The sequence below is a fragment of the Nitrosophilus alvini genome (assembly GCF_015100395.1).
Lineage (GTDB): Bacteria > Campylobacterota > Campylobacteria > Campylobacterales > Nitratiruptoraceae > Nitrosophilus > Nitrosophilus alvini.
In genome coordinates, this window is sequence record NZ_AP022847.1 from 1,447,501 (window position 1) to 1,471,459 (window position 23,959).

The following is a 23,959-nucleotide window of genomic DNA, read 5'->3' on the forward strand; positions in this document are numbered from 1 at the left end:
ACTCCAACTTTCGCTTACGGGACTATCACCCTCTCTGGTGTGCCTTTCCAGACACTTCTGCTAGTCTTTGTGGTACCGTTATGGGAGTCCTACAACCCCGGATGCAAGCATCCGGTTTGCCCTCTTCCCATTTCGCTCGCCGCTACTTTGGGAATCTCTTTTGATTTCTTCTCCTCCGGGTACTGAGATGTTTCACTTCCCCGGGTTCGCCCCTCACATAAGTGAGGTGACCGGCATCTCTACCGGCCGGGTTGCCCCATTCGGAAATCTCCGGATCAAAGCTCTTTGGCAGCTCCCCGAAGCTTATCGCAGCCTGACACGTCCTTCATCGCCTCCGTCAGCCAAGGCATCCGCCGTCTGCCCTTTGTAGCTTACATATTCTACTCTAGGCGCTGCCGCCTTACTCAGTCACTTTTTCAACCAAGTATTGCAGCAACTTATGAAATTGCATTTACCTCTTTACTTTAGACTGTTAACAATGAGTTTTCAAATATCATCTTAGACTCTGAAGTCTAAAATAAACTCTCCTCATAGAAAGCTTATTTTAAACCTCTCTCGCTCCGTGATTCGTGATGATTGGTGTTTGGCATCCACTCACACTCACACCAACACCCACACTTACACTCACCAACTGGTGGAGAATAGCGGGATCGAACCGCTGACCTCCTGCGTGCAAAGCAGGCGCTCTCCCAGCTGAGCTAATTCCCCGTCTTTAATGATGAATGTTGAATTGTGAATTCATCATTATTCATTATTCATTTCCCAAATGGTGGGCCTGAGAGGACTTGAACCTCTGACCTCACCCTTATCAGGGGTGCGCTCTAACCACCTGAGCTACAGGCCCTTATTTCAAGTTGAAGTGTTGAAGGTTGAAGGTTGAAGTAGATTAATCTTCCTCTTCTCTTTTCCTTCACCCTTCAGCCTTCCGCCTTCTACCTCTTTCAAACCCACCCCTGACAAGGGTTTATGAAAATCAGCTCACGCTACTCTCTTTAATATGTTAAAGAACTCCCAATCTCTCAAAACTAAACAAACCGACCTTCACCTTTGAGCTTCCGGCCTCTGTCGTGAAACAGAGACCCCTCTCTATCCAAACAATTTAATGTTCGGATCATCACTCTAGAAAGGAGGTGATCCAACCGCAGGTTCTCCTACGGTTACCTTGTTACGACTTCACCCCAGTCGCTGAGCCCACCGTGGACGGTAGCCCCCTAAATTAGGTTGGCTTCCCGGCTTCGGGTGAGCTCAACTCCCATGGTGTGACGGGCGGTGAGTACAAGACCCGGGAACGTATTCACCGCGGCATGGCTGATCCGCGATTACTAGCGATTCCAGCTTCATGTAGTCGAGTTGCAGACTACAATCCGAACTGAGAGCAGGTTTAGAGATTTGCTCCACGTCGCCGTATTGCCTCTCTCTGTCCTGCCCATTGTAGCACGTGTGTCGCCCTGGACATAAGGGCCATGATGACTTGACGTCATCCTCACCTTCCTCCCGGTTGCCCGGGCAGTCCCCCTAGAGTGCTCAGCCTAACTGTTAGCAACTAAGGGCGAGGGTTGCGCTCGTTGCGGGACTTAACCCAACATCTCACGACACGAGCTGACGACAGCCGTGCAGCACCTGTCACCCAGTTCCTACAAAAGTAGGCACCCCCGTATCTCTACAGGGTTCTGGGGATGTCAAGCCCAGGTAAGGTTCTTCGCGTATCTTCGAATTAAACCACATGCTCCACCGCTTGTGCGGGTCCCCGTCTATTCCTTTGAGTTTTAGCCTTGCGGCCGTACTCCCCAGGCGGGATGCTTAATGCGTTAGCTGCATCACTGAAGTGACTGGCACTCCAACGACTAGCATCCATCGTTTAGGGCGTGGACTACCAGGGTATCTAATCCTGTTTGCTCCCCACGCTTTCGCGCCTCAGCGTCAGTATCGTCCCAGCAGGTCGCCTTCGCAATGGGTATTCCTGGTGATCTCTACGGATTTTACCCCTACACCACCAATTCCACCTGCCTCTTCCGAACTCTAGTCTGGCAGTTTCGGATGCAGTTCCACGGTTGAGCCGTGGGCTTTCACACCCGACTTACCAAACCGCCTACGCGCCCTTTACGCCCAGTGATTCCGAGTAACGCTTGCACCCTCCGTATTACCGCGGCTGCTGGCACGGAGTTAGCCGGTGCTTATTCCTGAGGTACCGTCATTATCTTCCCTCAGAAAAGGAGTTTACAACCCGAAGGCCTTCTTCCTCCACGCGGCGTTGCTGCGTCAGGGTTGCCCCCATTGCGCAATATTCCCCACTGCTGCCTCCCGTAGGAGTCTGGACCGTGTCTCAGTTCCAGTGTGGCTGATCATCCTCTCAGACCAGCTACCCGTCATAGCCTTGGTAGGCCGTTACCCCACCAACAAGCTGATAGGCCACAGCCCCATCCTATAGCGCTACATATCGCTTTCCCAACTCTACTTATGTAGAGAAGGAGTATAGGGTATTAGCAGCCGTTTCCAGCTGTTATCCCCCGCTATAGGGCAGGTTAGCTATGTATTACTCACCCGTGCGCCACTTAGCTGACACTCTTTCCCGAAGGAAAAAGCCGTTCTCGTTCGACTTGCATGTGTTAAGCACGCCGCCAGCGTTCACTCTGAGCCAGGATCAAACTCTCCATAAAATAATTTATGAATCAGTTAATCCATTTACTTTAAACTTCTCGCTCAAAGGTTTTAGTCGGTTTGTTTAGTTTTCAAAGATCGTTTTTCCCATTCTATAATCGGAAAAGAACTCTCAAACTCATTAAACTCTAATGAGTCAGTCAAACCCTCTTCCCTTCTTTTTAAAGGGGTGAAATTATACCTAATCTTTCCATCTATGTCAAGAGCCTATCCACAACCACGACCCCGCCGTACTCGCTCTTGTCTCGCTCCCCTCTTAAGCAGGCGGAATTATATACCGCCTTCGCTTAAATGCAGATAAAATTGACCGGATTTAATGAAGCGGTGAAAAAGGAACAAGGGCACTTCCCCATGTAAAACCGCCACCGAAAGCATCAAGAAGCATCAAATCGCCCTTTTTTAACTTTCCTTCTTTATATATATCGCTCATTGCCATAGGAATAGAAGCAGAAGATGTATTGCCATATTTTGAAACTGTAAGAACAATTTTTTCATCGGCAATATTTAATGTATCGGCAACTGCCTTCAATATTCTATAATTAGCCTGGTGCGGAATAAAATGGTCTATTTTGCTGCTGTCGATACTGTTCTTTTTCATAATCTCTATAACATCGTTGCTTAAAGTCCTGACAGCAACTTTAAAAGTCTCGTTCCCTTTCATTTTGATAAAATTAAGCCTCTTTTTTATCGTCTCTTCATTGCAAGGATTTTTTGTTCCGCATCCGGGAGTTATAAGAAAATCATAATATTTACCATCGGAAGATATGTTTATATCAATAATAGCTTCTTCTTTGTTTTCTGTTGCACTGATAATTGCAGCACCTGCCCCGTCTCCAAAGAGGACACAAGTCGTTCTATCAGTATAGTCAACGATTGAGCTAAGTTTTTCAGCACCTACGATAAGTATATTTTTTGCCATACCTGATTCTATAAAAGATTTTGCCGTGGCAAGAGCATAAATAAATCCGCTGCATGCAGCGCTCACATCAAATGCTGGTATATCTGCAATCTCGAGTTTTTTTGCAATCATGCATGCAGTAGAAGGCATACATAAATAATCAGGCGAAATAGTGGCACAAATTATCATATCTATATCACTTTTTTCGATTCGGGCTCTTTCAAGTGCATTTATAGCTGCTTTTACACCCAGATCACTTGTAGTCTCATTTTCATCAGCTATGTGTCTAGTTTTAATACCTGTTCTTTTTGTTATCCATTCATCTGAAGTATCGACCATTTTTTCAAGATCTTTGTTTGTAAGGGTTTTTTCGGGTACATAAGAGCCTACAGATCTGAATGCAGCATACACTATCTATCCTTTTATTTTGTAACTACTTCCTTGAGTCTTTCTTCTATGTTTTTGTTCACTTCCGATTCAACATAGTTTATAGCCTGAAAAATAGCGTTTTTTATCGCAATCGGGGTACTTTTTCCGTGACTTATGATAGCACACCCTTTCACACCTATCAAAGGAGCACCACCATATTCACTATAGTCTATCTCTTTTTTCAGAAGTCTGAATACTTTTTTCATTAGCATCGCACCGGCAATTCTGACAGGAGATTTTTTTATGTGGTCTTTCATGAAATGGCTTATGGCATCAGCTACGCCTTCTGCTGTTTTCAAAACAATATTGCCCGTAAACCCATCACAGACAACTACATCTACACTTCCATCAAAAATGTTGTTTCCTTCAACATTTCCTACAAATGAAGGCAGTTTTTTCAAAAGCTTGAAAGCCTCTTTTGTCAGTTCATTCCCCTTAGTTTCCTCTTCACCGTTTGAAAGAAGACCTACTTTTGGATTTTCAACTTTCAAAAGAGATTTGGCATATGCTTCACCCATAACTCCAAACTCAAAAAGATGCTCAGGCTTACAGTCCACATTTGCACCAACATCTAGTACAAGGCTTTTTTTATATTTGGAAGTAGGCATCAATGTAGCAATCGCCGGTCTGCTAAGATATTTGAGCCTTCCTATACGAAGTGTCGCAAGACTCATAGTAGCACCGCTATGTCCTGCTGAAACAACCGCATCAGCCTCTTTGTTTCTGACAAGCTCCACTGCTTTGTATATAGAACTCTCTTTTCTTTTAAGAGCCTCCGTAGCAGCGTCATTCATATCTATAACATCATCTGCATCAATTATTTTTACTCTGTTTTGCAAAGTTTCCGGGAGAAGAGATTTTATCTTTTTCTCATCCCCCACCAATATAGGTTCAAACTTTCTCTCTTTCAGAGCCAGAATAACGCCTTCTACAATTGGATAGGGTCCGAAATCCCCACCCATTGCATCAATAGCAACTTTTACCATTTTTAGCTTTTATATTCTCCGGTAAATTTATTCACATGATGAGGCATTCTCCATGTACCGTCTTTGTCTTTTACGGGTCTTGGAAGAGTAAGTTTTGTAGTGAGTTCTTCTTTTTGCGGCTCTCGTTTTACTCACACGTCTTTTAGGTACTGCCATTTTTGTCTCCTTCTTTATATTTGATTAAACTACAACTCTTTTTCGAAATCTTCTATACATTTACAATCTTCACACAGATGATAATCGAGTTTTATTGATTCTATTTCACTTTCTAAAATATAATCAAAATCGATTTTATTATCTAAAAATTCAATAACATCTGCTTCCTCACAATTGCCTTTAAAAATACCGTCACTGGCTTTTATGTGAAGACTCTCTTCTAATTTTATCATAAACTCCTTTGAACACCTTCTACAGGTAACCAAAATTGAGTTTTTTATATTTCCCTTTATATCAACTGTTTTTACATTCTCTTTTTTATATATACCGCTAAAAACGACTCCCTCTTTTTCAACGGAAAATTCTCTAGGATGAGCAGTTGCTTTCTTGAAATCTATTTTCAATTTAGAGGATTTCCCTTTCCGCAAAGAAAAATCTTATCTCTTTTTGTGCATTTTCCAAAGAGTCGCTTCCATGTACGGCATTTGCCTCAATACTTTCGGCAAAGTCGGCTCTTATCGTTCCTGGAGCTGCTTCTTTAGGATTGGTCGCACCCATAAGCTCTCTGTTTTTTGCAACGGCGTTTTCACCTTCAAGCACCATAACAACTACCGGTCCACTTGTCATATATTCAACCAAATCATTAAAAAAAGGTCTCTCTTTGTGAACTTCATAAAACTTTGCCGCATCCTCTTTTGTCAATGCAATTTTTTTCATTGCAGCAATCCTAAGCCCATTAGTTTCAAATCTGTCGATTATCTTTCCGATTACACCCTTATTTACAGCGTCCGGCTTGATAATAGAAAGTGTTCTTTCCATCTGTTTTTTTCTCCTAAAATTAAAGTCTGATTATAAAAATAGTGCGCAATTATATAAAAAAAAGCCCTAAAGGAAGATTAAATTTTTTGAATAAAACAAAAAAGGCAAGAGAGAGTCTCTTGCCTTTTAGAAGAAATAATTGAAGATTATTCGATTACAGGAGTTCCGGGCTCGCCTCTGTCATCTTTGCAAGTTTGTCCCTCTTTGCACTCATCCCAGACTATACATCCTTCAGTAGGGCATGCTTCTGCACAGGCTGGAGTATCATGATATCCAACACACTCTACACATTTATCAGGATATACATAATAGATCTCTTCGCCAGTTGGATTATCCTCATCATCAACAATCGCTTCAACAGGACATTCATCAATACAAGCACCGCAATTGATGCAAATATCTGTAATTTTTACCGCCATAATTGTCTCCTTTTTTTAGATTAACATTCAGCCGAAGTAACTATATCAAAAAAATTTTAAAATTTTCTTGAAAATTTTTATTAAGATAGATAATCTTTTATCTCATCCGCTTTATCAGTCTTTTCCCAACCAAACTCTGGTAATTCTCTTCCAAAGTGCCCATAAGCAGCCGTTTTTCGATATATTGGGCGCAATAGATTCAGAGTCTCGATTATACCCTTTGGGGTAAGGTCAAACAGTTCTTTTACACAGGCTTCTATCTTTTTTTCATCTACTTTTGCCGTTCCATGAGTTTCAACCATAACAGATACCGGTTCAACTACTCCTATAGCATATGCTATCTGTATAGTCGCTTTGTCACATACACCGCTGGCAACCAGATTTTTAGCCACATATCTTGCTGCATAAGCCCCGCTTCTGTCAACCTTTGTAGGATCTTTGCCGCTGAATGCACCTCCTCCATGAGGACAGCTACCTCCATACGTATCTACTATAATCTTTCTACCAGTAAGCCCTGCATCACCCTGCGGCCCGCCGATAACAAATCTTCCTGTGGGATTTATATGATATTTGATGTCATCTGCTATCAGGTCGGCAGGAATTGCATCATATATTATCTCTTCTATTACTGCATCTTTGAGTCTGTTATAACTTACATCCGGATCATGCTGGGTAGATACAACAATGGTTTTTACCTCTTTTGGTTTTCCATTTTCATAAAGCACTGTTACCTGTGCTTTACCGTCAGGTCTCAAAAATGGAAGAGTTCCTTCTTTTCTGGCTTTTGCGAGTCCGTAAGTAAGTTTGTGGGCAAGATATATAGGAAGAGGCATCAGTGTCGGTGTCTCTTTGCAAGCATATCCAAACATAAGCCCCTGATCACCCGCACCTATTTCGCCGCTCTCTTTGTCTACACCTATATTGATGTCCAAAGACTGTTCTCCCACAGCATTCAGTACTCCGGCACTTCTGTAATCAAATCCGAAAAGTGCATCAGTATAGCCTATCTCTCTGATAACTTCTCTTGTAATCTCCTGCATAGGAGCGTATATTTCAGTTTTAAGTTCACCGGCAATTATACAGAAACCGTTTGAAAGTAGAGTCTCACAGGCAACTCTAGCGTTTTTATCTCTTTCAATTATATAATCAAGTATCGCATCGCTTATCTGATCTGCCATTTTATCAGGGTGTCCTTCCGTAACGGACTCTGATGTAAAAAGATACTCTTTTGACATATCTATCCTTTTAAATATTCTTTGATTTTCAAAAGAATTATATCCAAAATCTTCTTTAACAGAAAAATTTTATATTTTTTTTGGTAGAATTGAAATGTTTTGAAAAGAAAAAAATTTTCCTAAAGGAGTTGAGATGCTTGTTACTAAAAAAGCACCAGATTTTACTGCGCCAGCTGTAATGCCGGATAACACTATTTGCGACAATTTTAACCTGTATGAAAATATAGGTGAAAAAGGGGCGGTTCTTTTTTTCTATCCATTGGATTTCACATTTGTCTGCCCTACTGAATTGCTTGCATTCGACCACAGACTAGAAGAGTTCAAAAAAAGAGGAATCAATGTTATAGGATGTTCTGTTGATTCACAGTTTTCACACCTTGCATGGAAAAACACACCTGTCGAAAAAGGCGGAATTGGCAATGTACAATATCCGATAGTAGCTGATCTTACAAAAAAAATAGCAAAAGATTATGATGTTCTTTTGGAAGATGCAGGTGTAGCTCTGAGAGGATCTTTCCTTATAGATAAGGACGGAACTGTAAGACATGCGGTTATTAACGATCTTCCTTTGGGAAGAAATATCGATGAAATGATAAGAATGGTTGACGCTATGGAGTTTGCCAATGAATACGGCGAAGTCTGTCCTGCTGACTGGGAAAAAGGGAAAGAGGCTATGAAACCTACACCGGAAGGCGTAGCTGAATTTCTTGCAAAACATGCAGACGAGTTATAATTAAAATACGGCGCAAAAGCGCCGTATTTTAAACGAATCATTTTTAACTTTTACATGAATGGCATATTATAGTTATCATAATATCTGTTTTTACGGTTTCTCCATGTTTGATAGAAGAAGATATTCTTTGGCTACACTCTTTTAATAGCTTTTCATCAAAATAATCAAATATCTCTCCACAAACTTCACATACTGCATGCAAATGAGGCGTTTTATTTATATCATATCGAAGTTTCCCACCTGGATTTAGTTCGTTTATGAGACCAGCCTCTTTGAGCATATTTACATTTTTATAAACCGTTGCAAGAGATATGGAAGGAAACTCTTTTTTTACAGACTCATACATCTCATCAATTGTCGGATGAGTCCTCTTCTCAAGAAACTTCAATATTGCCAGTCTTTGAGGAGTAGCTTTTAGATTCTTCTCTTTTAGCTGACCCAATACTTCAGTCATCACAATCCTTTGGATAATAATTGATTTTTCTTATTCTATCCAAATACAATTTCATTTTTTTTTATAGATTAAATCTATATTAAATCTTTTAATTTTTCTGCCAGATTACGAGGTGTGATTCCTAAATAAGCTTCAACATCTTCCGTTTTACCATGAGGTATAAACAGATCTTCAAACTCAAAACTCTTTATATAAATATCATTTATAGAGTTTTGCGCAAAAAACTCCAGCAGAGCTCCTCCTACTCCACCCAGTTTTGCACTATCACTGAAAACAAACCATTTTTTATATTTTCTTGAGAGTTTTTTTAGCATCTCCTTATCAAGAGGTTTTACAAATCTCAAATCCAAAAGTGCAATCTCTTTTCCAAGAAGTTTCATCGTTTGATGTGCCCTACCTACTCCGTTTCCGTATCCAACAAACAAAATATCGCTATCTGCCTCTTTCAGAAGTTGTGATTTTCCCAGTTCAAAGGGTAGACTTTCATACTCCTCGTCTATTTTCTTAAATGCTCCTCTGGGATATCTGAATGCGCACGGCTTATCCAGTTTATGAGCAAATTTTACAGCTTCTCTCAGACTTTTTTCATCTCTGGGTGCAAACAAAACAAGGTTTGGAATAGGTCTTAGATAGCTTATATCAAAAGCCCCCTGATGGGTCTCCCCATCCTCGCCTACTATTCCCGCTCTATCTATGGCAAAAGCTACAGGTACATCCATCAGAGCTATATCATGAATAACCTGATCATACCCTCTTTGCAAAAATGTAGAATAGATAGCCACATAAGGTTTAAAACCCTCTTTTGCCAAAGGCCCCATTGACGTTACGGCATGCTGTTCGGCAATTGCCACGTCCCAAAATCTTTCAGGATACTTTTCAATAAGAGACTTAAGTCCCGTCCCGCTCGGCATAGCTGCTGTTACACCCACAACTTTCTCATCTTTTTGGGCTATTTCCATCAGTGCTTCGCTAAAAATCTGTGTTGCACTTTTTTGATCGCTATTTTTTAAAATTTCACCGCTTTCTAGATCAAATGGTCCTACTCCATGCCAATGTTCAAAGTATCCTTCTGCTATTTTATAACCTTTGCCTTTCAATGTTTGTGTATGTATCAAAACCGGCTTTTCAAGCTCTTTCGCTATTTTATAAGACTCTATAAGCGCCTCTAAATCATGCCCGTCTATAGGTCCAATATACTCTATCCCCAACTCTTCAAAAAGTATTCCCGGAGTTATAAGTCTTAAAGACTCTTCAAATCTTTTTGCTAGATATGTTGCGCTTTCGGGTAAATGAGAAAGAATCTGTTCGGTTTTTTTCTTAATATGCTGATAAAACGGTCCCGCCATTTTCTGGCTCAGATATTTGCTTATTGCACCAATTGGTTTTGAGATACTCATCTCATTATCATTGAGAATTATAACCACAGGATATTTTCTATCACCCAATTCGTTAAGAGCTTCATACACCATACCTGCACTCATGGAACCGTCGCCTATTAGAACTACAGGTGTTCTTTGCTCTTTTTTCAGCTGAATAGCTTTTGCTGCTCCCACTGCTAGGGATATGGATGTTGAACTATGACCCGCAACATAATAGTCATATTTGGACTCGCTAGGTTTTGTATATCCGCTGATGCCTCCAAACTGTCTGAGTGTATCAAAACTCTCCCATCTGTCTGTTAGCAGTTTGTGAGCATATGCCTGATGGCTGACATCAAACAAAAAAGGGTCTTTTTGGGCATCAAAAACGTAATGCATAGCGACAATAAGCTCAACGGCTCCTAGGGTACTACTCAGATGTCCTCCGTTTTTACTTACAGTTTCGAGTATCTTTTTCCTTATATCGGAACATAATTTTTCAAGCTCTTCAATAGTATAATTTTTTATATTCATCACAAAACCTCATCCAAAGCATAAAAGAGTCTGTCATTTTGTTCAGGTGTTCCTATGGTTATCCTTATGGCATTTAAGGAATATCCTGTCAAATCTCTGACAATCACCCCTTTTTCAAGAAGCTTTTGGGATATCTTTTTTGAATTTCTCTCCTCATCAAAAATAAAAGTTATAAAATTTGTGTAACTTGGAATATACTCTATTTTTCTTTTTAGGGCATAATCGATGTATCTTTGCATCTGTTCAAAATTTTTTCTTACACTTTCATCTACAAAACTCTTATCTTTCAAAGATTCTATAGCCGCTATGAGGCTTAGTATAGTTATATTGAAGGGCGGTCTCATTTTGTAAAGTGCTTTTATAATCTCTTCGCCGGCGACTCCGTATCCTACTCTCATACCGCCGAGTCCGTACGCTTTTGAAAAAGTTCCGAGATAAAGAGCGTTTGGAAATTTTTCAATCAGCTCTTTTGGCTCAATATTTTTGGACTCATCTTTGAATGCAGCATACTCCATATACGCACCGTCTACTATAACTAGCGTATCTTCATCTATCTCTTGCAAAAAATCAAAAAGTATAGCTCTGTCAACCGCATCTCCAGTGGGATTATTTGGTGTACATACAAATATAATATCCGGATTTTCTTTTTTGTAAAGCTTCAGCAATTCATCAAAATCGTGTCGGTATGTAGAACTTTTTATAATACCCGCACCCATCTGCTTTGCATATATCTCATACATGGCAAAAGTTATCTTCGTCATAAGAACTTTCGAGCCGTTTTTCAGTTTTGCTCTGCAGGCAAATTCAAGGACCTGGTCGCTTCCGGCGCCTATGATAATATTTTCCCTTTTTACGCCAAATTTTTTTTGCAGCCCCGATTTGAGCTCATACATACTGTCATCGGGATACATAAACATTTTATAGGCATCTCTTTTTACAGCTTCAACCGCCCTGGGACTTGAGCCGTACGGGTTTTCATTGGATGCAAGCTTTACTATATCTTTTTCGTCTATTCCGTACTCTCTCACAACAAGTTCTATAGGTTTTCCGGCCTCATAAACTTTTATATCGTCCAAAACATCGTTGAAAGTCATCAGTTTCCTTTTGCGTAGCTGCCCAGCCATTTTATTTTGGATTTGTGTTTTTCAAAAACTTTTTTTACATTTTCATCATCTATATGGCCCTCAAAATCTATATAAAACCAATAGTTGAATTCGATATCTTTTGAAGGTCTGCTCTCTATTTTTGTCAGATTGATATTTGCATTGTTAAAATCTTCCAAAAACTCTACAAGAGCTCCGGGCTTGTCATCAAGTTTTGCAAGGATGGAGGTTTTGTCGTTTCCGCTTTTTTGATTTTTGAAGTCACTTATAACGATAAATCGTGTTTTATTTGTATGGATATCCTCTATATTTTCAAACATGATCGGCAGATTGTAGAGTTTTGCCGCAATATGAGAACAGATTGCCGCACTGCCTGGTGTTTTTGATGCAAGTTTTGCCGCTTTTGCAGTTGATTCCACAGGGATAAGTTCAACATCTTCTAGCCCGTGTTCGCTTAAAAAATTCCTACACTGTCCGAAAGCTATATCTTTTGAGTATATCTTTTTTATTTTTTTGATATCCTCTTCTAAACTGGCAAATGTATGATGTATAGGCATAAAAATCTCTGCAACAATAAGAATGTCGCTCTGTCCCAGAAGATCAAGTGTTTCGCCAACTACACCGTCTATGCTGTTTTCTATAGGAACAACCGCATATTTAGCCCTTTTGGCTTCAACTGCTTTGAATACGGCAGTAATGGAAGTCATTGGAAGATAGTCGCTCATTGCACCGAATCTGCTCTCTGCGGCCTGGTGCGTAAAGCTGCCCTCGGGACCAAGATAAGCAACACGCTCCGGCCTTTCAAGATTTCTCGCAACAGCAAAAATTTCAAGAAAAATAGCTTCTATTGCAGCATCGTTCAGAGGACCTCGATTTAGTTTTTTGAGTCTGCTTAAAATCTCAAGCTCACGTTCTGGCCTATATATAGGAGCGGAAGTTTTGTTTTTAAGCTCGCCCACTTTCTTGACCACTTCCATTCTTCTGTTTAAAAGCTCAAGTATCTTATTGTCTATAGAGTCTATCTCTTGTCTTAATTTTTTTAGATTCATAATACCCCCGATTTTTCAGCAGCTTCTTCTATATCCTTGCATATTAGATCAGGTTTTTCATTCTCATCCAAAAAAGGAACAATCTCATCTGCTTTTTTGTATTTTCCGCTAAGAACAAAAACTGTTTTCATTCCCACTCTTTTCGCCCCCGTCAAGTCTCCTTTAACATCATCGCTGATTATTGTTATCTCTTTGAAATCGATTCTTTTTGAACAAAAACGAGATATTTTTTCTAATGCTTTTTCATAAAATCTGACACTCGGTTTTCCAACCACATCATACTCTTTTCCCGTAGCAAACCTAAGCATCTCCAAAATGGCTCCGACTCCGGGGTATCTTTTGCCATCTTTTGCATAAAGTGTTGTTGCATGCATTCCCGTCAAAGTTGCTCCCTGAAGCAAAAATTCAATCATTTGGGCATATTCATCAGGTAAAAAATCTTTTTTTATACCCAAAAGAACGCTATTTGGATTTTCATAATCAAGAATGTATCCCATTTTTTTCAATACTTCAATAAAAGGGCTGCTTCCGTATGCCGCAATATTTTTCTCTTTGAGCACATCTTTGAGGACCATCAGAGGATCCAGATAGTGCTCTTTGTCTATATAAAGACCAACGGAGTTTAGATACTCTAAAAAATCATCGCTGCTGTTTTTTGTATTGTTGGTTATAACGATATAAGGGATCTCTTTTTCATTCAATCTGTTTATAAAATCAACTGAACCCTTTATGGGCAGTCTTTTGTCATCATCAATAAGTGTTCCCTGAACATCGATAAAAAACATCATTCGTCCATAAGTTCAATTTCGTTTTTTATGATATCTTCAAAAGTTTCTCTTTTTCTTATCAATCTGTCACTCCCTTTAAACAGTGCAACCTCAGCAGGTCTCGGTCTGGTGTTATAATTGCTACTCATAACAAAACCGTATGCGCCGGCCGAATATACAACTATAATATCACCTGGACTGGTCGAAGGCAAAGGTCTGTTTTTTGCAAAAAAATCCCCGCTTTCGCATACGGGCCCTACTACATCGGCAGGAGTCTCATCACCTGTTTTTCCTATAACTTCCACTTTATGGTACGCATTGTAAAGACTTGGCCTTAAAAGATCGTTCATTCCTCCGTCAACAATAATAAACCTCTTATCTCCGCTTTTTTTCTCATATAAAACTTTTGTTAGAAAGTATCCTGCATCCCCTACTATATATCTCCCTGGTTCACAGACGATTGTCAAATCCAGCCCTTTGAGAGTCGCAAGGATTGCCTGCGCATAATCATAGGGTTTTATAGTCTCTTCGTTATCATATTTAATCCCAAGGCCTCCGCCTATATCGAAAAATTTTATCTCTATGTCAATTTTATGCAGACTTCTGACTAGGTCAGCAACAATAGCGGAAGCCTCTTTTATAGGCTCCAGTTCTGTCAGCTGCGAACCTATATGAAAATGGATACCGACAGGATCGAGAAAATTCGACTTTTTTGCCGCCAAATACATTTTTTTTGCCGTATCTATTTCCACTCCGAATTTGTTTTCATGAAGACCTGTGGAGATATAAGGGTGGGTTTTCGGATCGATGTTTGGATTTACTCTTATACTGACTCTTGCCTTTTTCCCCAATTGTGCTGCAATATCCTCAACTCTTTGCAACTCGGCTTCACTCTCTAAATTGATATAAAGAATATCAAGTTTCAGTGCTTCTTCTATCTCCTCATCTCTTTTTCCTACTCCGCTAAAAACAATTTTATAGCTTGGGATACCGGCTAAAAGAGCTCTTTTTACTTCTCCTATCGAAACGCAATCGGCTCCGGTACCAAGAGATGCAAGATGTTTTAAAACAGAAAGATTGGAATTTGCCTTTACTGCATATGCTATGAGAGATTTTCTTCCTTTGAAAGCATTTTTCAGACTTAAAAAGCTGTTTTCTATCTTCTCAAAATCGTATAAATAAAGAGGTGTATCATATTTTTGCGCAAGATATTTATAATCAATCACTTTATGTCCTTCCGGTTTTTCTTTAAAAGCAGCCTTTATAAATTGGGCTTTATTTTACCAAAACAAGGCAAAATAAAGAATAAATTCCAAAATGCCGTTCTATTTTAGAAACGGCTGTAGAGATAAAATGCTCCTGCACCCAAAAGTGATACTGGGAAAAGTACTGCAAGCTCGGGAGGCAAAACTCCTGTAAGAGAGAGTTTGGATAATGCAAACAGAAGTCCCCACACTATAAGTGTTGTCAGAATCGCCATAAAACCGAAAAGAGTAATGCTTGCAAATCTTCTGCTGATAGGTACAAAATAGAAAAGTATTACTAACAAAAATGGGGCGAAAAAGGGATATACAAGCTGAGAATAGAGTATACTTTTTATTTTATCTGTATTGACATTCTGTTTGCTTAGAAGTATTATGGCCTCTATGGCATCTATAATACTGAAACTGGTTTTACCTTCATATATGGTATCCAGAATTTTGGGCCTGAAACCTTCAAGAAGTTTCAACTCACTTTTTTGTGATACTTCTATATTGCTACCATCTTGATTTTTTTTATAATTGACTACTGTTGCGTTTCTTATCTTCCAGAGGTTTTGGTCAAAAAATGCCTCTTTTGCTTTTATTATCTCTTTTAAAACATCATTTTCAACTTTGAATATCCTGATATTCTCTGCTCTTTTCTGCAAGGGGTAGAGCTTTTCAAAATAGATATAGTTGTCGTAATATTTAAAAAAAAGATTTGTCGTCGAGTCTGTAAAATAGCTGTTTTTTTTGATACTGTCTGCATATTCGGAAGAGTAGGCAAAGGGGGTTGCATGCAAAACAATGTAGAAAAACAGCAATATCACTGACGATATAAAAAAAGGCTTTATAACTCTTTTTCTGTCGTATCCGACCGAATAGAAAGCTACAAGTTCATTTGACCGTATAAGATAAACTTTGGCGGAAATCATACCAAAAATCAAAGAAATGGGCAAAAGCATATCTGCACCGTAAAACGCCTTATACATAACATAAAGAACCTGCAGGTTAGCAGAGTCGGGAAGAGATTTGAAAGATTGCAGAAAATCGAGCCCTACAAAAAAAAGTGTCAGAGCCAGAAAAATAACAGCAAAATATTTTAAATAGAGTCTTCCCAGGTATCTATAATATATCATCAGGCCTCTTTAAAGATAATGTTAAGCGTTGCTTGCCCGCAAAATTTTATCAGATATTGCTTTAAAAGGGGATAACGGAGGGTTTTTAGCCTGTAATAGCACCTTTTTTCGTATATTTGGAACGAACCTCATCCAGAGATTTTTTTGTCAACGCCACTGCAGCTTCTGCAGCATTTTTGATAATCTCTTCTAGATGTTCACTCTGTGCCAAATCAAAATCACTCAATACATATGAAACAACTTTTGCTTTTTCCTTAGGTCTGCCTACGCCTATCCTAACTCTTATATAATCATTTCCTATAAAAGAGTCCAAAGATTTCAAACCGTTATGTCCCCCACTGCTTCCTCCAACTTTTATCCTTATGGCTCCGAACGGAAGGTCTATATCGTCGTGACAGACAATAATATTTGAATTTTCAATTTTATAAAAATTTTTCACTGCAGATACGCTCTGGCCTGAGAGATTCATAAAAGTCATAGGTTTTAGCAGAAGGGTGGAATCTGTTTTGTAGAGCTCTCCCTTAAAAGAGCTTTTATTGATCGGTGTTGCTTTATAGTGAGAGACTAGATAGTCTATCACCATAAAGCCTATATTGTGTCTGTTTTTTTCGTATTTGGGACCTGGATTTCCCAGACCTACGATAAGAAACATTTTTATTTGGCTTTTATAACGCCTACTACCGCTACTCTGTCTGCAACCATATGCTGAACGCCTTCAGGAAGCTCTATATCTCTGATAAGTATCGCGTCACCCACGTCAAGATCGGTTACATCAAGAGTTATGCTGTTTGGAACATTCTCAATGGCACCTTTTACTTTGATTCTCCTTTTTGAAATGACCAAAACACCTTTGTTTTTAAGTCCCTTTGGAGTCCCTACAGTTTTAATAGGCACCATATAGTAAGTAACAACACCAGGTTGTGCCACCATAAGGTCCACATGAAGCAGATCGCTTGTTACAGGGTCTTTTTGGTACTCCTGAACAACCACATTTATCTCTTTATCACCCACTTTTACCGGAAAAGCCAAGTTTTCTTTGCTTTTTACAGCTCTTATAAATTCGCCTTTTTTGAAAGCGGCATGAATATTTTCAAGGCCTTTTCCGTAAATGTTGGCAATTAGATAACCATCTCGGCGTAATGCTTTGGCACTCTTTTTGCCGATACTCTCTCTAATTACACCTTCTAGCATTTTGTGTCCTTTGTTTTAAATTGAACTGCGATAATACCCAAAAAACAATTAAAAAAAGTTAAATTTTTAAATCAAATACATCGTCATCTTTTGCAGATCCCGCTCCTGCCTGTCCCGCTTTGGTCTCGTTTGTAAAGCCATCGATTTTAAGTTTCATATCTGCTTTTGACGTTGCATTGCTTAGAGCCTCTTCATGATCTATTAGACCTTTTTGATAAAGTTTGAGCAGTGCCTGATCGAATGTTTGCATTCCGTATATAGCACCCTCTTCTATAGCATCTGCGATTTCCATTTCACGTCCATTCTCTATAAGCGTCTCTATTCTTTTTGTTTTGAACATTATTTCCACTGCCGCTATTCTTCCTCCCTCTTTTTTCTTGACAAGCCTTTGCGACACAACACCTTGAAGAACGGAAGCAAGAATGATTCTTATTCTGTTTTGTTCTCCGGGAGGAAACATACTTATAATTCTATTAACGGTCTCTTTTACATCGAGAGTATGCAGTGTTGAAAAGACCAGATGCCCTGTTTCTGCCGCATGAAGCGCCATCTCTATAGTTTCAAGGTCTCTCATCTCTCCTACAAGTATGATATCGGGGTCTTCCCGCAGAGCAGCTCTTAGAGCTCTTGAAAAACTCAGGGTATCCTGCCCTATGCTTCTTTGGTTTATAATGCATTTTTTGTCTTTATGAACAAATTCTATAGGGTCTTCAATAGTGATAATATGCTCTTTTCGTGTATTGTTTATCTCATCTATCAAAGCTGCAAGCGTTGTTGACTTACCGCTTCCTGTAACCCCGGTAACCAGAACCATGCCTCTTGGGATTTTTGCAAAATTATAAATTGCATCGGGCAATTGCAACTCTCTTATCCCTTTTATCTCTACAGGAATTGTTCTGAACACCGCAGAAACCCCGTCCATCTGAAAAAAGAGATTGACACGAAATCTTGTATTTTCATCAAATACATATACCAGGTCCACATCTTTTTTTTCGACAAGTTCATGAAATCTCGTTCTAAGAAGTTCTTTGGCAAGAGTTAGAGCGTCTTCTTTTGATATGATTTCTCCCGAAAAGGGAATAATATCTCCGTTAACTCTCGCTCTGATCAAAGAATTTGCTTTTACATGAAGGTCGCTTCCCCCTACCTGCAACAACTTTTGAAGATAGCCTCTTATTTTTTTTGTTACCTCGAAAGTGAGTTTGCTGACATCTATCTCATACATATCTACTCCAATTCAGCCAGTATCTCTTTGAATGCTACTTTAAAAGCTTCAAGTCCTTCATCCATAAGCTCTTGGCTTACTTTTTCCACATCGATTCCGTTTCTTTTCAGGTTTTCGAAAAACTCTTCGATTTTTTCACGTTCAATCGGAAGTTTTGCTTCTTTTTTCCCCGAATCTAAAAAATATTCTATCGTCTCAACAGGAGCGGTATTTATACTCATGGGTGCGAGAAGTTCGCTTATGTAATACTCCGGAGGATAGCTTTTATCTTTTACCCCTGTACTTGCGAAAAGGGCTCTTACATCCGGAAGAGCCCTGTCGGTTATATCATTATATATATTCGCTGCATTCATAATGCCTACTCGTCCCGGTTCAAGCCCTTTTTCTTTCAAAACAGGATCAAGTTTTCTGTCAAATCTGCTTACAAATATGCTTAAAACGGAAGATGGAGTCTCTTTTTCGCATCTGCGAAGTCCTCTTTCTATCGCATCAAGACACTCTTTGGCCTGATTTTTGGAAAAAATGAGTGTTGCATTTATATTTATACCCTCACTTATAAGCTCTTCTATAGCTTCACATCCAGCTTTAGTCACAGGCACTTTTATCATAACATTGGGTCTGTCTATCTCATCATACAACCTTTTTGCTTCTTCGACAGTTGCTTTGGCATCATCACATAAAAAAGGGTCAACCTCTAAACTTACAAATCCGTCATCTTTTCTCTCATAAAGACCTGCCAGTTTGTCTGCAGCTTTTTGTATATCGTAGATTGCGACAGCTTCGTATATCTCTTTTGGTTTTTTCCCCGATAGTGACTCTATCTGTTTTTTGTATGCCCTGGAAGTGAGAATTGCATTCTTGAAAATTGCAGGATTGCTTGTAGCTCCGTTTATTATATTTTTCTCTATAAGCTCTTCAAATTTATTATCCAGAAAATCTCTTTCAATAAAATCGGCCCACAATGAAAATTTTATATCTTTTAGATACATTAATACCCCTTAATTAAAATAATTAAAGAGTTATTTTATCATATCGTTCCAGTTACCTATCTTGCCAGGCTTATTAAGGGCTATTTCAAGCTCATCCAAAAACCTGTCGCGGCTTATTTCAACTGCTCCCATACGTTTTAGATGATCGCTTGGAATCTGACAGTCGATAAAATCAAATTTCCATTTTTTTGCAAGAAGACAAAGATGTACAAGAGCTGTTTTGGATGCATCACTCATTTTTGAAAACATCGACTCTCCAAAAAATGCAGCTCCCATACTGACACCGTAAAGACCTCCCACAAGTCTGTCTTCAAAATATATTTCAACAGAGTGGGCAAATCCCATATCAAAAAGCTTGCAGTAGGCATCAACCACTTCCGGAAGTATCCAGCTGCCGCTTTGATCTTTTCTTTTTATTTTGCCGCAGTTTTCAATAACCTCTTTAAAATTTGTGTCGACTCTGATTTCAAAAATATTTTTTTTAAGTCTCTTTTTTAGCGATTTGGAAATTTTCAGATCATTAGGATAGAGTACAAGTCTCGGATTGGGAGACCACCAGAGAATGGGGTCTCCTTCACTATACCAGGGAAATATGCCGTGTTTATATGCAGCCAAAAGACGATTTTCACTCAAATCTCCGCCAAAAGCAACAAGTCCTTCATCGCAGGCATATCTAGGATCAGGGAAAATATAGTCGTAGCGACTGAGCTTTGGTATCAGTATCTCTCTGCTCAAAAGAACCTCACTCTCTTATATCAAAGCCGAGGCCGCTTTTTTTGGTATACCTGACTGTAACACGCCCTCCTTTTTTGAGTTTTCCGAAAAGTATCTCGTTTGTTAGCGGTGTTTTTATCTCTTCGCTGATAACTCTGCCAAGAGGCCTTGCACCCAATTCTTCGCTATAGCCTTTTTCGGCCAGATATTTTCTTGCCTCTTTTGTCAATGTAACTTTTATATTTTTTGATTTTAAAAGATCATTAAGTTCGTCTATAAACTTGTCTACTATTTTCTCCATTATGTTCATGGTCAGAGCTCTGAATCTTATCACAGCATCTAGTCTGTTTCTAAACTCTGGTGTAAAATAGTTTTTCAAAGCTTCATCAAATTTTGATACGCTCTCTTGCTTGAACCCCATAACATTTGCTTCAGTTGCTCCCACATTTGATGTCATGATGATGATAACGTGCTTGAAATCGGCAACATTTCCATAGTTGTCGGTCAACGTGGCATTATCCATAACCTGAAGCAGTATATTTACCAGGTCCGGATGCGCTTTTTCTATCTCGTCAAGAAGCAGCACTGTATGAGGATGCTTCCTTATAGTCTCCGTCAAAAGTCCTCCCTCTTCATATCCAACATATCCCGGAGGTGCACCTATAAGTCTGCTTACCGCATGTTTTTCCATATATTCGCTCATATCAAATCTCTCAAAATGTACGCCAAGAGCAGCCGCAAGCTCTTTGGCAAGAGCTGTTTTTCCTACTCCAGTAGGACCTACGAAAAGGAAAGATCCGATAGGCTTATCCGGCGGATTGAGTCCTGCACGCGAACGCTTAATTGCCATCGAAATCTGCTCTACAGCCTCATCCTGCCCTAGCACTCTTGCTTTTAGCGTCTCCTCCAGTTTTTCAAGAACAGCAACATCGTCATGTGTAACTTTTGCAGGAGGAAGGTTGAGCATATTGGAAATTACATGTTCTATGTCATTTACAGTTACCAAAGACCTTCTCTTTTTCGCAAGATGAAATGATGCACCAACCTCATCGATAATATCTATCGCTTTATCCGGAAGCTGCCTGTCATTTATGTATCTGTCGGAGAGGTCTATTGCACTTTTCAATGCACTGTTGGTGTATCTTACTTTGTGATGACTTTCATATTTTGACTTCAGTCCTCTTAAAATCTTGAATGTGGTCTCAAGATCGGGCTCTTTGATATCTACTTTGGCAAATCTACGGCTCAAAGCCCTATCTTTTTCCAAAAAGTTTCTAAATTCACTGTAGGTAGTCGCACCTATACACTTGATAGCCCCCGATGCGAGAGCAGGCTTTAAAAGATTTGAAGCATCCATACTGCCGCCCTGTGTTGCACCTGCACCTACAAGTGTATGAATTTCGTCTATAAACATAATGGCATTCGGTTTTGCTTTCAGTTCTTCGATAACGCCCTTGAGCCTTTTTTCAAAATCACCTCTGTATTTTGTTCCCGCAAGCAAAGAACCAAGGTCAAGCGCATACAAAACTGCACCTTTCAAAACATCGGGTATTTCGCCTTCGGCAATTTTTATAGCTATACCTTCTGCAACGGCAGTCTTTCCGACTCCGGGTTCTCCTACCAGGATAGGATTATTCTTCTTTCTTCTGCAAAGAATCTGCATTACCCTTTCTATCTCTTTGTCTCTGCCGATAACAGGATCGATTTTTCCTTTTTTGGCTTCATTGACAAGGTTGACTGTATATTTTGATAGATATGTCTGTTTCTCTTCCTCATCCTCTTCCTGAGAGACTATATCAGTATCAGGATGGGATATCGCTTCGAGAATATCAAGTCTGGTAATACCCTGCTCTTTCAAAAGATAGACACTGTATGAGTGCTCTTCATCAAAAAGTGCAGCGAGCAGATCACCTACTCCCGCCTCTTTTTTATCGGCATTTTGTATATGTCTTATCATATTTTCTATAACTCTGGAGAGCGCTACTGTCTCAAATGGCTCTCTTATCATATTTTCAGGCAGAGGTTTTAGGGTATTTGCCAGATGCTGCTGCAGTTTTTGTCTGAGCAGATCAATATCGGCACCGGCCTGTATCAATATTCTTTTGCCCTCCTGATTCGAAAGAAGTGCAAGAAAAATATGTTCGACAGTCAAATATTCGTGTCTGTTTCTTTTGGCTAGTTTTACCGCCTCTTTGAAAATTGTATTCAATTCGTTGCTTATCATTATATTTCCTCCATTACGGCTCTCAAGGGAAATTCATTCACCTTGGCTCTTCTATGGACTTCGTCTATCTTCGTCTCAGCTATTTCGTAAGTATATATTCCGCATAGTCCTTTGCCGTTTTTGTGAACAATCAGCATAATTTCTATCGCCTCTTCATAGCTTTTATGGAAAATATCGCATAATATTTCTACGACGAAATCCATAGTGGTATAGTCGTCGTTAAGTAAAAACACTTTAAAGAGTTTCGGTTCTTTTACTTGAACTTCTGATTTCTCTTTAATCTCTCTTTTGACAGCCAACTCTATACCTTATCTATATATATAAACTATAATACCATATATGTCAAGTATGTCAAGATTCAGTATAATTTTATATATTATACAACTATTACACTATCTTTTTAAGGGCTATTATGTGCATAAAAATTTTTGTTACAGCAACCGATACGGGAGTTGGTAAAACATACACCACACTAAAACTGCTTGAAGCTTTCTCCTCCATGGGTTTAAAGGCAGGGGCATTCAAACCTATAGAGACAGGTGTGGAAAACCTGCCCCAGGACGGTATTAAACTTTTTGAAAAGTCAAAAGAGATAAATAAAGAGTTTGAAAAACTCTCCCTTGATGACATTGTTCCATACAGTTTCACTCTCCCGGCAGCTCCGTATGTTGCCAAAAACTGTACCATCGATATCGGATTTTTAAAATCAAAGATAAAAAAGCTGGAAAAATTTTGCGATGTTTTGCTTATAGAAGGGGCCGGAGGGCTTTTGGTCCCGGTTGAACAAAATATTTTTATGATTGATTTGATAGATATTTTTGATGCAAAGGCCTTTTTGGTAACTCCAAGCCGACTCGGTTGCATAAATGCAACCCTGCTCTCTCAGAATATTCTTGAAAGCAGAGGCATAGAGTATGAATGGTGCGTAAATCTATACGAAGAAAAAGAGACGTTCTTTGAAACCACACACCCTTTTTACAAAGAGTATTTCAAAAAGTTTTTTATCTTTCCCGCTCACATTGAAAATATTGCAGCCGCACTGGCTGCAAATAAGGAATAATCAATATGTTACCGTAACCGTTACGGGTATCTGTTTTAGAGGCTGATTGCTGAATTTGATTATTTGATGACCGTTAAAATTTGCATAATTTTTATATTCCAAAATTCTTTCCTGAGTCTCTTGATATTTTGTTCTGCATCTTTTCACAATCTGATATCCAGGTGCAGGTTGCTGTTTTTCCGCGAGACTTTTGCCTACAAGAGTACCTATAACTGCTCCGCCGATAGTTGCTGCGGTTTTGCCTGACCCTTCACCCACCTGATGGCCCAATATTCCGCCTGCAGCTCCTCCGATAACAGCACCAAGTGTCCCGTCACTACTTGAACTCGATACAGGAACCTGTTCATCCCAACACTCCTGATACGGAACCCTTTTTGTGACTATTCTATAGTTTGGCTCGCTTTTTGTAACAGGAAGATATTCAGTATATGTAAATGTCTCCCCAAAAAGTGCAGAAACAAGGAATATAGAACCGACTATCAGTTTTTTCATCTCTTTCCTCCTTTTTTATTTTATTATACCATCTATTGTTACACTAATCTTACTTTCACCTATTTTAGTATACAATTGTAAAAAAA

23 protein-coding genes, 2 tRNA genes, 2 rRNA genes and 1 pseudogene (1 of these 28 cut by a window edge) are annotated in these 23,959 nt (G+C 39.3%); 2 read left to right on the plus strand and 26 right to left on the minus strand.

Going from position 1 to position 23,959, the window contains the following annotated elements; all coding sequences use genetic code 11:
- The 11 genes and pseudogenes from EPR_RS07355 to metK form a co-directional block, all read right to left on the minus strand.
- Positions 1-377 (minus strand): 23S ribosomal RNA (locus EPR_RS07355); it reaches 2,560 nt to the left of the window's first position.
- A gap of 255 nt (positions 378-632) precedes the next feature.
- Positions 633-708: transfer RNA gene (locus EPR_RS07360), tRNA-Ala, on the minus strand.
- Between the two features lie 59 nt (positions 709-767).
- Positions 768-844 (minus strand) — tRNA-Ile (locus tag EPR_RS07365).
- A gap of 279 nt (positions 845-1,123) precedes the next feature.
- Positions 1,124-2,657 (minus strand): 16S ribosomal RNA (locus EPR_RS07370).
- The 16S and 23S rRNA genes sit together here with 2 tRNA genes alongside, the layout of an rRNA operon.
- Before the next feature lie 314 nt (positions 2,658-2,971).
- Complete coding sequence (locus EPR_RS07375; protein ID WP_200762589.1) at positions 2,972-3,967, minus strand: beta-ketoacyl-ACP synthase III; 996 nt, start codon at positions 3,965-3,967, stop codon at positions 2,972-2,974.
- An 11-nt stretch (positions 3,968-3,978) separates the two neighbouring features.
- Positions 3,979-4,971 (minus strand): phosphate acyltransferase PlsX, encoded by a 993-nt coding sequence (gene plsX, locus EPR_RS07380; protein ID WP_200762590.1) that lies wholly within the window; start codon positions 4,969-4,971, stop codon positions 3,979-3,981.
- A 2-nt stretch (positions 4,972-4,973) separates the two neighbouring features.
- A pseudogene (rpmF, locus tag EPR_RS07385) lies at positions 4,974-5,127 on the minus strand (50S ribosomal protein L32).
- 29 nt (positions 5,128-5,156) lie between these two features.
- Positions 5,157-5,531, minus strand: coding sequence for a hypothetical protein (locus EPR_RS07390; RefSeq protein ID WP_200762591.1), 375 nt, complete (start codon positions 5,529-5,531; stop codon positions 5,157-5,159).
- Between the two features lies 1 nt (position 5,532).
- On the minus strand, positions 5,533-5,946 hold the full coding sequence (ndk, locus tag EPR_RS07395; protein WP_200762592.1) for a nucleoside-diphosphate kinase: 414 nt from the start codon (positions 5,944-5,946) through the stop codon (positions 5,533-5,535).
- Between the two features lie 146 nt (positions 5,947-6,092).
- A complete protein-coding gene (locus EPR_RS07400; RefSeq protein WP_200762593.1) occupies positions 6,093-6,365 on the minus strand; it encodes a 4Fe-4S dicluster domain-containing protein in 273 nt (90 codons plus the stop codon).
- An 80-nt stretch (positions 6,366-6,445) separates the two neighbouring features.
- Complete coding sequence (gene metK / locus EPR_RS07405) at positions 6,446-7,600, minus strand: methionine adenosyltransferase (RefSeq protein WP_200762594.1); 1,155 nt, start codon at positions 7,598-7,600, stop codon at positions 6,446-6,448.
- Between the two features lie 133 nt (positions 7,601-7,733).
- Here metK and EPR_RS07410 point away from each other — a divergent pair, with 133 nt between their 5' ends.
- A complete protein-coding gene (locus EPR_RS07410; RefSeq protein WP_200762595.1) occupies positions 7,734-8,333 on the plus strand; it encodes a peroxiredoxin in 600 nt (199 codons plus the stop codon).
- Positions 8,334-8,376: 43 nt separating this feature from the next.
- Here EPR_RS07410 and EPR_RS07415 read toward each other — a convergent pair whose 3' ends face one another.
- From EPR_RS07415 to EPR_RS07480, 14 genes are all read right to left on the minus strand, one after another.
- Positions 8,377-8,787 carry a Fur family transcriptional regulator gene (locus EPR_RS07415; RefSeq protein WP_200762596.1) on the minus strand — a complete coding sequence of 137 codons (411 nt, stop codon included), beginning with the start codon at positions 8,785-8,787 and terminating at the stop codon, positions 8,377-8,379.
- A 74-nt stretch (positions 8,788-8,861) separates the two neighbouring features.
- Positions 8,862-10,679: a 1-deoxy-D-xylulose-5-phosphate synthase gene (gene dxs / locus EPR_RS07420; protein ID WP_200762597.1), complete on the minus strand. Its 1,818-nt coding sequence runs from the start codon at positions 10,677-10,679 to the stop codon at positions 8,862-8,864.
- Entirely contained in the window at positions 10,679-11,773 is a 1,095-nt protein-coding gene (hisC, locus tag EPR_RS07425) for a histidinol-phosphate transaminase (protein WP_200762598.1), read from the minus strand. The genes dxs and hisC overlap by 1 nt, the downstream gene beginning before the upstream one ends.
- Positions 11,773-12,831 (minus strand): prephenate dehydratase, encoded by a 1,059-nt coding sequence (gene pheA / locus EPR_RS07430; protein ID WP_200762599.1) that lies wholly within the window; start codon positions 12,829-12,831, stop codon positions 11,773-11,775. The genes hisC and pheA overlap by 1 nt, the downstream gene beginning before the upstream one ends.
- Complete coding sequence (locus tag EPR_RS07435; protein ID WP_234697112.1) at positions 12,828-13,616, minus strand: HAD-IIA family hydrolase; 789 nt, start codon at positions 13,614-13,616, stop codon at positions 12,828-12,830. The genes pheA and EPR_RS07435 overlap by 4 nt, the downstream gene beginning before the upstream one ends.
- Entirely contained in the window at positions 13,616-14,824 is a 1,209-nt protein-coding gene (lysA, locus tag EPR_RS07440; RefSeq protein WP_234697113.1) for a diaminopimelate decarboxylase, read from the minus strand. Before lysA ends, EPR_RS07435 begins: the two co-directional genes overlap by 1 nt.
- 104 nt (positions 14,825-14,928) lie before the next feature.
- A complete protein-coding gene (locus EPR_RS07445) occupies positions 14,929-15,978 on the minus strand; it encodes an LptF/LptG family permease (RefSeq protein WP_200762601.1) in 1,050 nt (349 codons plus the stop codon).
- Between the two features lie 85 nt (positions 15,979-16,063).
- On the minus strand, positions 16,064-16,630 hold the full coding sequence (pth, locus tag EPR_RS07450; protein ID WP_200762602.1) for an aminoacyl-tRNA hydrolase: 567 nt from the start codon (positions 16,628-16,630) through the stop codon (positions 16,064-16,066).
- Positions 16,631-16,632: 2 nt separating this feature from the next.
- Positions 16,633-17,169 carry a 50S ribosomal protein L25/general stress protein Ctc gene (locus tag EPR_RS07455; protein WP_200762603.1) on the minus strand — a complete coding sequence of 179 codons (537 nt, stop codon included), beginning with the start codon at positions 17,167-17,169 and terminating at the stop codon, positions 16,633-16,635.
- Between the two features lie 58 nt (positions 17,170-17,227).
- Positions 17,228-18,394, minus strand: coding sequence for a type IV pilus twitching motility protein PilT (locus EPR_RS07460; RefSeq protein WP_200762604.1), 1,167 nt, complete (start codon positions 18,392-18,394; stop codon positions 17,228-17,230).
- A gap of 2 nt (positions 18,395-18,396) precedes the next feature.
- Positions 18,397-19,383: a transaldolase gene (locus EPR_RS07465; protein ID WP_200762605.1), complete on the minus strand. Its 987-nt coding sequence runs from the start codon at positions 19,381-19,383 to the stop codon at positions 18,397-18,399.
- A gap of 30 nt (positions 19,384-19,413) precedes the next feature.
- Entirely contained in the window at positions 19,414-20,103 is a 690-nt protein-coding gene (gene aat, locus EPR_RS07470; protein WP_420827476.1) for a leucyl/phenylalanyl-tRNA--protein transferase, read from the minus strand.
- A gap of 22 nt (positions 20,104-20,125) precedes the next feature.
- Entirely contained in the window at positions 20,126-22,321 is a 2,196-nt protein-coding gene (clpA, locus tag EPR_RS07475) for an ATP-dependent Clp protease ATP-binding subunit ClpA (RefSeq protein WP_200762606.1), read from the minus strand.
- Positions 22,321-22,620 carry an ATP-dependent Clp protease adaptor ClpS gene (locus EPR_RS07480; RefSeq protein ID WP_200762607.1) on the minus strand — a complete coding sequence of 100 codons (300 nt, stop codon included), beginning with the start codon at positions 22,618-22,620 and terminating at the stop codon, positions 22,321-22,323. The genes clpA and EPR_RS07480 overlap by 1 nt, the downstream gene beginning before the upstream one ends.
- A gap of 113 nt (positions 22,621-22,733) precedes the next feature.
- Here EPR_RS07480 and bioD point away from each other — a divergent pair, with 113 nt between their 5' ends.
- Positions 22,734-23,381: a dethiobiotin synthase gene (bioD, locus tag EPR_RS07485; protein WP_234697115.1), complete on the plus strand. Its 648-nt coding sequence runs from the start codon at positions 22,734-22,736 to the stop codon at positions 23,379-23,381.
- Here the strand turns inward: bioD and EPR_RS07490 are convergent, their stop codons facing one another.
- Entirely contained in the window at positions 23,382-23,873 is a 492-nt protein-coding gene (locus tag EPR_RS07490; RefSeq protein WP_200762608.1) for a glycine zipper 2TM domain-containing protein, read from the minus strand.
- Between the last annotated feature and the right edge of the window lie 86 nt (positions 23,874-23,959).